Raw genomic sequence first — 12,820 nt, forward strand, 5'->3', positions numbered from 1 at the left:
GGGCCGAACCAGGGCGCGTACTCATAGCGTTTATGAGTGCGCGCCTCCCGGTGGATGCGCAATGATCGCGGGCAAACAAGCATCGGGATCGGCCGTGGCCGGCGGATAGGCTTATGAATTCCTAGCCGCCACTCCGGTAGACCTGAATGTCGAGATCCCTGATCTTCTTGCGCAGCGTATTGCGGTTGAGGCCGAGCAGGTCGGCCGCGCGGATCTGGTTGCCGCGGGTCGCCGCCAGGGCCGCGGTGAGCAGCGGCACCTCGATCTCCTTGAGGATGCGGTGGTAGAGGCCCGGCGGCGGCACGCCGTTCGGAAAGCCCGAGAAATGCGAGGACAGGTAGGCCTCGACCGCACCCCCGAGATTTTCCACGCCAATCGGGGCGTTGCCGCCCGAGGTGACGGCCGGCGGCGCCAGCTCACCATCGATCACCGAGGCCGTAATGACGTCCTGCGGATAAAGCGCGGCCAGCCGGCGCGCGAGGTTTTCGAGCTCGCGCACGTTGCCAGGCCAACGGTGCTGCTTGAGCCGTTCCAGCGCCAGCGTGTCGAGCTTCTTCGGCGGCAAACCGTCCTTCTCGGCGAGCGAAAAGAAGTGCCTGATAAGATCGGGCAGATCCTCGATCCGCTCACGCAACGGCGGCAGGCGCAGAGGCACCACGTTCAGGCGGAAGAACAAGTCTTCCCGGAACAGGCCCTGCTGGATCAGGATGCGCAGATCCTTGTTACTCGCCGCCACGATCCGTACGTCGGTCTTGATCGGGGTGCGGCCGCCGACGGTGGTGTATTCGCCCTGCTGCAGCACCCGCAGCAGCCGCGTCTGCGCCTCCATCGGCATGTCGCCGATTTCGTCGAGAAACAGCGTACCGCCCTCGGCCTGTTCAAACCGGCCTGAGGCGCGGGTGTTGGCGCCGGTGAACGCGCCGCGCTCGTGGCCGAACAACTCCGATTCGATCAGGTCGCGCGGGATCGCCGCCATGTTGACGGCGACGAACGGGCCGTTGCGGCGCTTGCCGTAGTCGTGAAGCGCGCGGGCAACCAGTTCCTTGCCGGTGCCGGACTCGCCGGAGATCATCACCGTGAGGTCGGTCTGCATCAGCCGCGCCAGCACGCGGTAGATCTCCTGCATCGCCGGCGAGCGGCCGACCAGCGGGATCGAATCGAATTCACCCTCGTCCGCCGCGCTCGTCACCCGCTCCTTCGGCTCGGCCAGTGCGCGGCCGACGATGGTGATGAGTTCCTTGAGGTCGAACGGCTTCGGCAGATATTCATAGGCGCCGCGTTCCGAGGCCCGGATCGCCGTCATGAAGGTGTTTTGGGCGCTCATGACGATGACGGGAAGGTTCGGCCGCATCTTCTTGATGCGGGGCAAAAGATCGAACGCGTTCTCGTCCGGCATCACCACGTCGGTGATGACGAGGTCGCCCTCGCCCTGGCTCACCCAGCGCCACAGCGTCGCGGCGTTTCCAGTCAGGCGCACTTCATATCCGGCGCGCGAAAGCGCCTGGTTCAAAACCGTGCGGATGGCGGTGTCGTCATCGGCAACGAGTATGCTACCTGCGGGCATTGCTATTCCTCATCTTGCGTCCTGTGAGGCAGGCGGCAGCGTACCCGGAACGCCGTCGCGGTTGCTTTGGTCGAACTGTTTGGCGGGATTGAACATCGGCATCAGCACCCGGAACGTCGTCTTCCGCGGCTGGGATTCGCATTCGATGATGCCGCCGTGATCGCCGACAATTTTGGCAACCAGCGCGAGACCCAGCCCGCTCCCGGTCTGTTTTGTCGTCACGAAGGGATCGAACAGGTTCGGTAGCAGGTCTTCCGGCACGCCGGATCCATTGTCCTTGACGCAGAACTCCAGCGGCAACGATACCCGCGATTTCTTGCCCGGCACCGACAGGCGGACGCCGGGACGAAAGGCGGTGGTGAGCTGGATTTCCGCATCGCTGCCGAGATCGGCGACCGCTTCGGCGGCGTTCTTCACGAGATTGAGGAAGACCTGAATGAGCTGGTCCTGATTGGCCAACACCGGCGGCAACGACGGGTCGTATTCCTCGATGAAACGGATGTTGCGGGCGAAGCCGGACTGCGCCAGGCGTTTGACGTGGTCGAGCACGGAATGGATGTTGACTGCCCCCCGCGCCACCGGGCGGTCGTCGCCGAACACTTCCATGCGGTCGACCAGGGTGACGATGCGGTCTGCCTCGTCGCAGATCAGCCGCGTCAGCATACGGTCTTCGGACGAGGCCGCCTGCTCCAGCAATTGCGCCGCGCCGCGGATGCCGGACAACGGGTTCTTGATCTCGTGCGCCAGCATCGCGGCCAGTGCGATTACCGAGCGCGCCGCGCTCCGGTGCGTCAACTGACGGTCCATCTTGTCGGCGATGGTGCGCTCCTGCAGCATCACGACGATGTGGCCGGGCCGTTCGGTGAGCGGCGCCACGTGCAGGTCGACCTGGCGATCGCCGCCGATGCGGGGCGTGCCGAGATCGACCTTGTATTCGTTGACGGGCGAGCCGCTCGATCGCACCTGGTCGATAAGCGCCAGCAGTGGGCTGCCGAACGGCACCAATTCTTTTAGCGACTGCCGCCGCAAGAACTGCGTCGAAATCTCGAAGAAGGATTCGGCGGCGATGTTGGCGTCGACGATGCGGCCGTCCGGCGCCACCAGCAGCACCGGGTTGGGCAGCGCGTTGAGAATGGCCTCGCTTTCGGAGGGCACGGCGCGGCGATATTCTGCGGCTGAATTCATGCAGCAGCACTCCATGCGAAATCGTCGAACGCGTCCTGCAGCGACCGGTGGACGCGGTGCGGATCCTCCGACGTCAGAATCTTTTGCCGCCAGCCCTTCAGCGTCTCCGCCGGCGCGCGGCTGCACTGCGCCGCCACCTCCAGCGCCCAGCCGAGATGCTTGCGCGCATGCTTGAGTCCGATGCGCAGCCCGTAATGGCTGCAGATTTCGTCGTAGAGTGCGCGCACATGCGCGAGTTGTTCGGCCAGCGACGGCGCAGTCTCAGCCTGTCCGGTCTCAAGCCGACGGCCGATCTGCCCCGGCAGCCAGGGTTGGCCCTGCGCACCGCGCCCGATCATCACGGCGTCCGCGCCCGACACTTCCCGTGCGCGGACCGCCTGCACGAATGAGGTGATGTCGCCGTTGACGACGAGCGGCACGGAAACCGCGTGCCTGACCGCGCGCACGGCGGCCCAATCGGCGGCGCCCTTGTAAAACTGGCAGCGCGTGCGCCCGTGCACGGTGATCATCTGCACCCCGGCGGCTTCCGCGCGGCGCGCCAGCTCGGGTGCGTTGAGCGAGCGATCGTCCCAGCCGAGCCGCATCTTCAGCGTCACCGGCACCTTGACCGCCGCGATCGTGGCTTCGATCAGCTTGAGCGCATGATCGAGATCGCGCATCAGCGCCGAGCCGGACTGGCCGCCAGTGACATGACGCGCCGGACAGCCCATATTGATGTCGATGATGTCGGCGCCGGCCGCCTCCGCAACCCTCGCCCCCTCCGCCATCCAGTGCGCCTCGCAGCCCGCGAGCTGAACGACATGCGGTCCGACACCGGCCGTCTCGCAACGCAGAATCGACATTGGCCTGCCGTGCACGAGTTCGTCGCTGGCGGTCATCTCGGAGACGACCAGTCCGGCGCCGAGAGTGGCGGCAAGGCGTCGAAAGGGGGCATCGGTGACGCCGGACATCGGCGCCAGAAAGACCCGGTTAGCGACAGCAATTTCGCCTATTTTCAACGGCTTAGAGCGTGAACTTTCCGGGCCGGTCACGGCGTTCTCTTGGTTGGGGCGGCGGCGTCATTGCAACCGTCGACGCATATTGTGAGCACAAATCTTGGGCAGTCAAGCTTCTTGCCTACACTTTAGACAGATCTATCATTTGCGCAAGTGCACTGCAACAAAAACTGCTTTTCCCACAGTTCGTGGGAATCGCTCTGTTTTCCCCATTCGGCGTGGTAAGGGCTGTGCGCCAGCACACCCGCCCTCTCTCACCACCCGTGATTCGTTCGTATTTGAGTCCAGATGCCCAGACCTGAGCGTACCGCAGCCATTCTCGTCGCAGCCGGACGCGGGCTTCGCGCCGGCGCCGGGGGACCCAAGCAATACCGCGAGATCGGTGGGAAGACGGTGATCTTCCGCGCCATGCAAGCGTTCAGCCGGCACCCAGACATCTTCGCCGTGCAACCGGTGGTGAATCCCGATGATGTCGCCATCTTCAACGAGGCCGTCGCGGGACTGCGCCACCAACCGCCCACGAATGGCGGCGCGACACGTCAGGCCTCGGTGCATGCCGGACTCGAAGCGCTGGCCGCGGAGAAGCCCGACATCGTTCTGATCCACGATGCCGCGCGGCCCTTCGTGACCTCGGCGGTGATTTCGCGCGCGATCGATGCCGCCGGCCGGACAGGTGCAGCTATTCCGACAATTCCCGTCACCGATACGATCAAGCAGGTCGGTGATGCCGGTCACGTCGAGGCGACGCCCGAACGCGCATGGTTGCGAATCGCGCAAACGCCGCAGGCGTTTCGCTTCGATGTCATTCTCGATGCCCATCGCCGCGCCGCGCGCGACGGCCGCAGCGATTTCACCGATGATGCGGCGCTCGCGGAATGGGCGGGATTGACGGTGGCGACTTTTGAAGGCGATCCTGCAAACATGAAACTGACGACGCCTGAAGATTTCATTCGTGAAGAAGCCCGGCTCGCCGCCCAACTCGGCGACATCAGGACCGGCACCGGCTACGACGTGCACGCCTTCGGCGACGGCGATCATCTGATGCTCTGCGGCGTTCGAGTTCCGCACGTCAGAGGCTTTCTTGCCCATTCCGACGGCGATGTCGGCCTGCACGCCCTGGTCGATGCCATCCTCGGCGCGCTGGCGGACGGCGATATCGGCTCGCACTTTCCGCCGAGCGATCCGCAGTGGAAGGGTGCGGCGTCTGATAAATTCCTCAAATATGCCGTCGATCGCGTCACCGCGCGGGGCGGACGAATCGCCAATCTCGAAGTCACGATGATCTGCGAGCGCCCGAAGATCGGGCCGCTGCGCGATGTCATGCGCGCCCGCATCGCCGAGATCACCGGGCTCAACATCTCGCGTGTTGCCGTGAAGGCGACGACCAGCGAACGGCTCGGCTTTACCGGCCGCGAGGAAGGCATCGCCGCAACCGCGAGCGCCACCATCCGCCTGCCGTGGGATGATAAAGGTTGGAGCGAGTAAGATGAGCGGCAGCGACGCCCGCGCCCTCGCCCGCTCGCTGCTTGATTTGTGCCGGATGCGCAAGCTGATGATCGCCACCGCGGAGTCCTGCACCGGAGGCCTGGTCGCCGGCGCGCTCACCGACATTCCCGGCTCTTCTGATGTCATCGACCGCGGTTTCATTACTTACTCCAATGAAGCCAAGCGCGCGATGCTCGGCGTCAAAGTCTCGACACTGACAACCTTCGGCGCGGTCAGCAAGGAAACCGCGACCGCAATGGCGGTCGGCGCGCTGGAGAAGGCCGGCGTCGATCTTGCGGTATCCATCACCGGCATCGCTGGCCCCGGCGGGGCCACGCCGGGCAAGCCGGTCGGCCTCGTGCATTTCGCGGTCGCGTCGCGCGACGGCAAGATCCTGCATCGCGAATTCCGTTTCGGTGCGATCGGCCGCACCACCGTGCGCCAGCGTTCGGTGGTGGAAGCGCTGCGCATGTTGATGGAGCTGGCGCGCGGCCCGCAGCCGCCGGTCAAACCGCGACGCGAAACGATGAGCCGGCTACGCCCACGGGTGGCCCGTACGCCGCGGCGCAGCGCCGTCAAACGACGCCGGCCGACGCGGCCATAAACCAGCATCAAACCGCCGCGGCCAAAGCCTTAGCGCGCGTTTCGCTCAGCGAACTCACCGGCGTCAACGCCTCTGGGCTGATCGAAAGCTCGATGATGGCCGGAAGGCCGCTTGCGACGGCTTCGTCGAACGCGCGCGCGAAATCTTCAGTACACTCGACATATGCTCCGAAGCCGCCACAGGCGCGTGCCAGTGCGGCAAAGTCGGGGTTGGCCAGATCGGTGCCGGAGACACGGCCGGGATAGGTCCGCTCCTGGTGCATCCGTATGGTGCCGTACATGCCGTTGTTGCAGACGATCACGATCAGCGGCAGCCGGTTTTCGACCGCGGTCATGAACTCCAATCCGGTCATCTGGAAGCAGCCGTCACCGGCGAACGCGATCACGGTTCGCTCCGGATGCTGTAGCTTGGCGGCAACGGCCGCCGGCAAGCCATAGCCCATCGATCCAGAGGTCGGCGCCAGTTCGGTGCGATACTGCCGATAACGCCAGAAACGGTGCACCCAGACGGCATAATTGCCGGCGCCGTTGCAGATGATGGTGTCATGGGGCAAGCGATCGCTCAAACCGCGCACGACCTGCGAGAGCTGCACGTCGCCGGGCGAGCGGGTCGGCTCGGCAAAGGCGAGATAGTCGGCATGCGCTGCCTTGACATAGTCGGCGCGCGATTGATGCTTCGGCCCCAACCGCTTGATGGCGGCTGCAAAGGCCGCGCTGCTCGCGACCACGCCGAGCGTCGGCGAATAGACACGGCCAATCTCTTCCGGGTCGGGATAGACGTGAACCAGCGGCTGCTTCGGTTTCGGAATATCGAACAGCGTGTAGCCGGATGTGGTGGCCTCCCCCAGCCTCGCGCCAAGCGCGATCACCAGATCGCTGGTTCGGATCCGCTCGGCGATTTTTGCGTCGAGACCGATGCCGACATGGCCACCATAGCAGGGATGCAGATTGTCGAAATAGTCCTGGCATCGGAACGAGACGCCGACTGGAACCTCGTGCGCAGCGGCAAACGTTTCGAGATCGCGGCGGGCCTGATCGCTCCAACCGCCGCCGCCGACGATCAGGAATGGCCTCTTCGCCTCCGACAGCAGCGCATGGAATTGCCGCAAGGCGCCGTCATCGGGCGCGACCGGAATCGGATTGTAGGGCGGCGCATCCGCCACCTCCGCGGTGTCGGTGAGCATGTCCTCGGGCAGCGCCAGCACGACCGGGCCGGGACGGCCCGAGGTCGCGGTGAAGAAGGCGCGCGAAATGAACTCGGGAATCCGCCGCGCATCGTCGATCTGGGCGACCCATTTCGCCATCGGCCCGAACATCTGGCGATAATCGATTTCCTGGAACGCCTCGCGTTCCATCATGTCGCGTCCGACCTGGCCAAGCAGCAGGATCAGCGGTGTCGAGTCCTGGAACGCGACATGGACGCCGGAGGACGCATTGGTGGCGCCGGGGCCGCGGGTGGCGAACACGATGCCGGGCCGTCCCGTCAGCTTGCCATAGGCCTCCGCCATCATGGCGGCGCCCCCCTCCTGCCGCGCGTTGATGAACCGCACGCGCTGGCTCTGGTACATGCCGTCGAGGGCAGCCAGGAAGCTTTCGCCGGGCACGCCGAACACGGTGTCGGCACCGTGCAAGGCCAGTTGCTCGATGAGAATATGGCCACCGGTTCGAAGATTTGCTTCCATCGCCTTGTCCTTCCGTGTCGGGGATTACGGATTTGCGACCGGCTTAAAGAGTCGCGTCGGCACCAGCAACCTGTTTCCTTGCGATACAGATCGACCGATCAGTTGCCTTGTTGCTCCTTCGGTCCTACCCGTGCCTCTACGCCAGTCACGGCCTCGTAAGCCTTGATGACGGCGGTGCAGGACTCGCCGTCGTGCCCGAGCAGCGCCGCCTGCCGGTAGGTCTGGTGCACGGCCTCCGCCATGAACCCGGGCAGACCCGCCTCCTCCAGCCAGCGCGCGTAATAGCGGACGTCCTTGCGGGCGTTCGCCAACGACATAAGCGGGGTGAAGTCGCCATCAAGCGTAGCCTGGCCGTAAAGATCGAGCATGCCGCTCTTGCCGCCGGCCGCCGAGATGATGCGGATGAGTTGCGAGAGGTCGAGCCCGTCCTTGGCCGCGAGCGCAAACCCCTCGCACCACGCCGCCACATTGGCGAAGGCGATATAGTTGTGAATGAGCTTGAGGCGGATCGCGTGTCCCAATGGGCCGATGTGGAAGATGTTTTCGGCATAGAGCTCAAAATAGGGCCTGAGGTCGTCGAGCAGGTCACGCTCGCCGCCGAACAGTACGTTGACCTTGCCGATGTCGGCGTGTTTCGGGGTTCGCGTCATAGGTGCTTCGGCATACCGACCGCCGGCTGCCCGCACCATGCGGTCGAGCTTTGCGACCATCTGCGGGCTGCCGGTGGTGTGATCCACGACGATGAATCCCGGCGCCGGACTGGCGAGCAGCCCATCGCTGCAAATCATCAACGCCTCGACATCCTCGGCCTCGTTGACGCAAATCATGACGATGCGGCAATTGTCGCGAATTTCCTGAAGACCGCTGGCAGCGGTCGCGCCGAACGATTTGGCAACGGCCATGGCCGCCGGGTTGAGATCGTAGGCGGTGACCGCCACGCCCTTGGCGACGAGGTTCTTGACCAAGCCTCGTCCCATTCCACCGAGGCCAATAAAGCCAACGCGTTCGAGTGTCGTCATTTCAACCGTTCCGTTGTTGTTTCCTGGATTCTTTCCGAGAGCCGATCGCGCCGAGTTGCGGAGCCTAGCTTCGGGTCCCGGTGGCGGGCTTGCCGTAAACCGCGTCCGCCCGCTTTTCGAACGCGGCGGCAAAACGCTGGAAGGCCGTATCGAACATCGTCCCCATCAGCATCGCCAGCATCCGGCTCTTGAATTCGTAGGACAGGAAGAATCCGACGTCGCAGTCGGTTTCGGATTTCGGTTCGAACGTCCAGCGGTTCTCCAGATTGCTGAAAGGGCCCTTCAGATACTCGACCATGATTTTCAGGTTCGGCCGGTCCAGCGTCACCCGGCTGGTGAAGGATTCCCGTACCAGCTTGAACGATATCGTCATGTCGGCGACGACGACTTCAGTGCCGTCAGCTTTCTGCGTACGTTGCCGTATCCTCAGCGATTGGCACAGCGGCACGAACTCCGGATAGCGCTCGACATCGGCGACCAGATCGAACATGTGCGACGCGGTATGATGAACCCGGCGCTTGCTGGAAAAGCGAGGCATTGGACGCGCTCAACCGTGTAGCGCAGCCCGCGCCGCCCTGAGCTTGGCAAAATCCTCGCCCGCATGATGCGACGAGCGGGTCAGCGGACTGGCCGACACCATAAGAAAACCCTTGGTATAGGCGACCTTCTCGTAGCCCGCGAATTCGTCAGGGGTCACGTAGCGCATGACGGCGTGATGCTTGCGGGTCGGCTGCAGATACTGCCCGATGGTCAGGAAATCGACGTCCGCGGAGCGCAGATCGTCCATCACCTGCAGCACCTCGTGGCGCTCCTCGCCGAGGCCAACCATGATGCCTGATTTGGTGAAGATCGTGGGATCAATCTCCTTGACCCGCTGCAGGAGCCGGATCGAATGGAAGTAGCGCGCGCCCGGGCGTACCGTGAGATAACGCGCCGGCACGGTTTCCAGATTGTGGTTGAATACATCCGGCTTGGCTGCCGCGACCACCTCCAGCGCGCCTTCCTTGCGCAGGAAGTCGGGGGTGAGGATTTCGATGGTCGTGGTCGGGCAGCGCGCGCGAATGGCGCGAATCGTCTGCGCAAAGTGCTCGGCGCCGCCGTCGGCGAGGTCGTCGCGATCGACCGAGGTCACCACGACGTGGGTCAGCCCGAGCTTGAAGGTCGCCTCCGCGACATGTTCCGGCTCATTGGCCTCGAGCGCGCCGGGCATGCCGGTCTTGACGTTGCAGAACGCGCAGGCCCGCGTGCAGGTGTCCCCCATGATCATGAAGGTGGCGTGCTTCTTGTCCCAGCACTCGCCGATATTCGGGCAGCCGGCCTCCTCGCACACCGTGACGAGGCCGTTCTCCTTGACGATCTTTCGCGTGTCGGCATAGCCGCGGGTGTTCGGCGCGCGCACCCGGATCCAGTCCGGCTTCGGCGGCGACAGCGCATCCGGCCGGTTCACCTTTTCGGGGTGACGCGGGCGAACCTGGTTCAGGGAAACGGTATCGACGAGAACGACCATGGTAAGTCCGGAAATTGCGAGAACATCTAGCTAATCCGTGTTGCAGATGGCTGCAACTCTGTTGCGGAAAACCGCAACCCGATTGCGGCCGCAATCTAGCTCGCGAAACCTAGCAGATCGTGCAAGATAATGACGAATTTCACCTGTTCCGCGAACGATTCTCACCTGAAAATGGTTCAAAACTCCAAGCCTGCCGGCGCCGCCGCCCTCCGGCTCGGCAAGCCGCTGAAACGCTCGTTTTTCGACCGCAGCGTGCACGAGGTCGCGCCCGACCTGATCGGGGCAACGCTCCTGGTCGACGGCGTCGGCGGCACCATCGTCGAGGTCGAGGCCTATCACCATCTGGACCCGGCCGCGCATTCGTTCCGCGGGCCGACGCCGCGCAACCGCGTGATGTTCGGCCCGCCGGGTTTTGCCTATGTCTACCGCTCCTATGGCATCCACTGGTGCGTCAACTTCGTCTGCGAAGAGGAAGGCTCCGCCAGCGCCGTGCTGATCCGTGCGCTGGAGCCGACCCATGGCCTCCCCGCCATGCGCCGCCGCCGCGGCCTGCAGGATGAGCGGGCGTTGTGTTCGGGGCCGGGCAAGCTCACGGAAGCGCTTGGGATCACGATCAAGCACAATGAACTGCCGCTCGACGTGTCGCCGATCGCCCTGCATGCGCGCGTGGGCAGACTCGACATTGCCGCAGGCGTGCGGATCGGCATAACCAAAGCGGTCGATCTGCCATGGCGCTACGGATTGAAGGGGTCGAGATTTTTGAGCAAGCCGTTCTGACAAGGCGGTTTCTCTTTCAGCCGTCATTGCGACCGCAAGCGAAACAATCCACATTTCGGCTCGGGGATAGATGGATTGCTTCGCTGCGCTCGCAATGACGCGGAGATAGTGACGCAACACTCGATCGTCATACCCCGCGAATGCGGGGTATCCAGTACGCCGCGGCTTTTCGGCTTAATCACTGCTGTCTCTGGAATACTGGGTCACCCGCCTTCGCGGGTGACGACAATTGAATGTGCGTTTGCATTCTCGCGACATGAATTGCCCGAGGTTTTCCTGAAGCTTCCTGCCCTCTCCGATGAGAGGGCGCAGGGAATGCCGGGTGCTTGCTGCACCCGCGGTCTCGTGTGCAAATGCACTTAAGAAGTGCGCACACGAGCATACAGGTACAGCCGGAGCAGCCCGGCATTCCCTGCGCGATGGGTTTACGGCTTATGCCGCGCTCTCCCTGGAGACGAATTCCTCTTGCCTCCATCACTGACGAATTGACGGCTCGCATGACTCGGTTGAGTGCTGCAAGCCTCCGCCAGCTTGACACCAGCCACGGGTGCCAGGACCACACGGTTTTGCCGTACGCAGCTTCCTTCGCCAGAGACTTCAACCAGCCAAGTGCGTGCCGGCCAAAATTCTGGCGGAGGCGTTTAAGCGCCGTACGTCCTGCGCGCTGTGTTCACTCACGGCAAAAACCGCCCTGCGATCACATCCACGCGCCCGACGCTGCCGCGTCCACCGCAACCCGCCCCAACGTCAGTGACGATGGCCAACGCCCCTCTCCTCGGGACGGGATGGCGGAAGTTGTAGAGGTGATTTGGGTCAATCACGAAGAGGAATATTTTTGATTCCCAAGCTTGACACGATTTCGGAAAATCAGAAGTGATTTGCCCGAGGGTTGCTTTGCCGCACCTTGAGCTCGAGATTGTGCTTGCAAGGAAAGCAAATCAGCCAGTAGCCCTGCATGAGGGGGCTATATGCGGGACAAGCTAATCCCGGATCTCGCTTCGCTCATCTGGGCTCCGCATGCTTGAATTACGATGGCAGTGCAGTCCAGCACTGCCACCGTAAAATACGCGAAATGAGCATCAGGATGCGCGGCTTAACAGATCAGCGAAGCGCTGCAGGTACAGCGGCCAACCCTGATCACCCGCGACTCCATCGCGCACGCTTTGCCACCCCTCGCCGTGGCGGTCCAGGTGTCGGTGCTCGATCTCAACGCGTGTCCGGTGCGCCGTCTCGGCCGTAAATCGCACTTCCCACTCGCTGGTCTTGTTCGGATCGGTCTCGATCTGCCATTGCGGGCTAATGTTCCAGCTCAAGAGCACTCGATTGGGCGGCTCGTACGCCAGCACTCGCGCCCACCGGCACTCGCTGCCGTCAATGCCGCGGTCATAGAGATGGCCACCAACTCGCGGCTCGAACACCGTCTCGGCGATCGGCACGCCCAGCAGGTTGTGCTCGGCGGGTTTGAAGCGGCCAAAGTCCTCGGTGAAGACCTTGAATGCGCGCGCGATCGGCGCCTCCACCACGATAGAGTGCTTGACGGATTTGATCGCTGCTTGAGTGCTCATTTCGGCTCCTCCGGTGGTTGCTCGATGGCTGTCTTGTAGGCTGCCATCGTCTTGCTCCAGAACACGTCGAGTTCCGCACGAAGGGCTGCCAACCCGGCGGGATCGACGCGGTAGATCCGCTGTTTGCCGGCCGGCGCGTCGACCACGAGCCCGGCGTCCTTCAAGACCCTCAGGTGCTGCGAGACTGCGGGGCGGCTAACCGGCAGGGCACGCGCCAGTCCACTGACCGAGCTCGGATGATCGACCAATCGCTCGAATATTGTGCGCCTGGTCGGATCAGCGAGCGCCGTCCACCCACTCTTCGCGTAAGCCATCGCTAACGCGTAAGTCAATACTTACGTGTTGTCAAGCCACATTCAACGATTTCTGGCAGGGGGCGTTTCGGATTGCGTCGCTATGGATGTCACCGTAATTCGGTGTACTGGCACCAGGCTGACA

The 12,820-nt window shown here is 63.6% G+C and carries 12 protein-coding genes; 3 read left to right on the top strand and 9 right to left on the bottom strand.

Features of this window, described 5'->3' with window-relative positions; all coding sequences use genetic code 11:
• Window positions 1–121 precede the first annotated feature (121 nt).
• Genes ntrC through dusB form a run of 3 tightly spaced genes read right to left on the bottom strand, consistent with a single transcriptional unit; the run spans window position 122 to window position 3,747 of the window.
• The gene (ntrC, locus tag V1292_RS25890) at window positions 122–1,564 is read right to left on the bottom strand and encodes a nitrogen regulation protein NR(I) (RefSeq protein ID WP_065744582.1); all 1,443 of its coding nucleotides are present in this window, start codon (window positions 1,562–1,564) and stop codon (window positions 122–124) included.
• A gap of 9 nt (window positions 1,565–1,573) precedes the next feature.
• Entirely contained in the window at window positions 1,574–2,749 is a 1,176-nt protein-coding gene (locus tag V1292_RS25895; RefSeq protein WP_334375463.1) for a two-component system sensor histidine kinase NtrB, read from the bottom strand.
• A complete protein-coding gene (gene dusB / locus V1292_RS25900) occupies window positions 2,746–3,747 on the bottom strand; it encodes a tRNA dihydrouridine synthase DusB (RefSeq protein ID WP_334377167.1) in 1,002 nt (333 codons plus the stop codon). The genes V1292_RS25895 and dusB overlap by 4 nt, the downstream gene beginning before the upstream one ends.
• A 285-nt stretch (window positions 3,748–4,032) precedes the next feature.
• Between dusB and V1292_RS25905 the strand changes: the two genes are divergently transcribed.
• Window positions 4,033–5,229, top strand: coding sequence for a bifunctional 2-C-methyl-D-erythritol 4-phosphate cytidylyltransferase/2-C-methyl-D-erythritol 2,4-cyclodiphosphate synthase (locus V1292_RS25905; protein ID WP_334375464.1), 1,197 nt, complete (start codon window positions 4,033–4,035; stop codon window positions 5,227–5,229).
• 1 nt (window position 5,230) lies between these two features.
• Complete coding sequence (locus V1292_RS25910) at window positions 5,231–5,833, top strand: CinA family protein (RefSeq protein ID WP_334375465.1); 603 nt, start codon at window positions 5,231–5,233, stop codon at window positions 5,831–5,833.
• Window positions 5,834–5,840: 7 nt separating this feature from the next.
• On the opposite strand, the gene V1292_RS25915 is transcribed toward V1292_RS25910, so the two are convergent.
• From V1292_RS25915 to lipA, 4 genes are all read right to left on the bottom strand, one after another.
• Window positions 5,841–7,514, bottom strand: coding sequence for a thiamine pyrophosphate-binding protein (locus V1292_RS25915; protein ID WP_334375466.1), 1,674 nt, complete (start codon window positions 7,512–7,514; stop codon window positions 5,841–5,843).
• 98 nt (window positions 7,515–7,612) lie between these two features.
• Complete coding sequence (locus V1292_RS25920) at window positions 7,613–8,533, bottom strand: NAD(P)-dependent oxidoreductase (RefSeq protein WP_334375467.1); 921 nt, start codon at window positions 8,531–8,533, stop codon at window positions 7,613–7,615.
• Window positions 8,534–8,597: 64 nt separating this feature from the next.
• Entirely contained in the window at window positions 8,598–9,071 is a 474-nt protein-coding gene (locus V1292_RS25925; RefSeq protein WP_334375468.1) for a type II toxin-antitoxin system RatA family toxin, read from the bottom strand.
• A 9-nt stretch (window positions 9,072–9,080) separates the two neighbouring features.
• A complete protein-coding gene (gene lipA / locus V1292_RS25930; protein ID WP_334375469.1) occupies window positions 9,081–10,040 on the bottom strand; it encodes a lipoyl synthase in 960 nt (319 codons plus the stop codon).
• A gap of 171 nt (window positions 10,041–10,211) precedes the next feature.
• On the opposite strand from lipA, the gene V1292_RS25935 reads away from it, so the two are divergent.
• Complete coding sequence (locus tag V1292_RS25935) at window positions 10,212–10,817, top strand: DNA-3-methyladenine glycosylase (protein ID WP_334375470.1); 606 nt, start codon at window positions 10,212–10,214, stop codon at window positions 10,815–10,817.
• Window positions 10,818–11,896: 1,079 nt separating this feature from the next.
• On the opposite strand, the gene V1292_RS25940 is transcribed toward V1292_RS25935, so the two are convergent.
• Together V1292_RS25940 and V1292_RS25945 are read right to left on the bottom strand one after the other, a co-directional pair.
• Entirely contained in the window at window positions 11,897–12,382 is a 486-nt protein-coding gene (locus tag V1292_RS25940) for an SRPBCC family protein (protein ID WP_334375471.1), read from the bottom strand.
• Window positions 12,379–12,696, bottom strand: a complete 318-nt coding sequence (locus tag V1292_RS25945) for an ArsR/SmtB family transcription factor (protein ID WP_334375472.1) — start codon at window positions 12,694–12,696, stop codon at window positions 12,379–12,381. The genes V1292_RS25940 and V1292_RS25945 overlap by 4 nt, the downstream gene beginning before the upstream one ends.
• Between the last annotated feature and the right edge of the window lie 124 nt (window positions 12,697–12,820).

It is taken from the genome of Bradyrhizobium sp. AZCC 1719, from assembly GCF_036924525.1.
Classification (GTDB): domain Bacteria; phylum Pseudomonadota; class Alphaproteobacteria; order Rhizobiales; family Xanthobacteraceae; genus Bradyrhizobium.

Excerpts from the sequence above, each read along its gene's own strand:
- ntrC (WP_065744582.1), bottom strand. The coding sequence starts at position 1,564 with ATGCCCGCAGGTAGCATACTCGTTGCCGATGACGACACCGCCATCCGC.
- V1292_RS25895 (WP_334375463.1), bottom strand. The coding sequence starts at position 2,749 with ATGAATTCAGCCGCAGAATATCGCCGCGCCGTGCCCTCCGAAAGCGAG.
- V1292_RS25905 (WP_334375464.1), top strand. The coding sequence starts at position 4,033 with ATGCCCAGACCTGAGCGTACCGCAGCCATTCTCGTCGCAGCCGGACGC.
- V1292_RS25910 (WP_334375465.1), top strand. The coding sequence starts at position 5,231 with ATGAGCGGCAGCGACGCCCGCGCCCTCGCCCGCTCGCTGCTTGATTTG.
- V1292_RS25915 (WP_334375466.1), bottom strand. The coding sequence starts at position 7,514 with ATGGAAGCAAATCTTCGAACCGGTGGCCATATTCTCATCGAGCAACTG.
- V1292_RS25920 (WP_334375467.1), bottom strand. The coding sequence starts at position 8,533 with ATGACGACACTCGAACGCGTTGGCTTTATTGGCCTCGGTGGAATGGGA.
- V1292_RS25925 (WP_334375468.1), bottom strand. The coding sequence starts at position 9,071 with ATGCCTCGCTTTTCCAGCAAGCGCCGGGTTCATCATACCGCGTCGCAC.
- lipA (WP_334375469.1), bottom strand. The coding sequence starts at position 10,040 with ATGGTCGTTCTCGTCGATACCGTTTCCCTGAACCAGGTTCGCCCGCGT.
- V1292_RS25935 (WP_334375470.1), top strand. The coding sequence starts at position 10,212 with ATGGTTCAAAACTCCAAGCCTGCCGGCGCCGCCGCCCTCCGGCTCGGC.
- V1292_RS25940 (WP_334375471.1), bottom strand. The coding sequence starts at position 12,382 with ATGAGCACTCAAGCAGCGATCAAATCCGTCAAGCACTCTATCGTGGTG.
- V1292_RS25945 (WP_334375472.1), bottom strand. The coding sequence starts at position 12,696 with ATGGCTTACGCGAAGAGTGGGTGGACGGCGCTCGCTGATCCGACCAGG.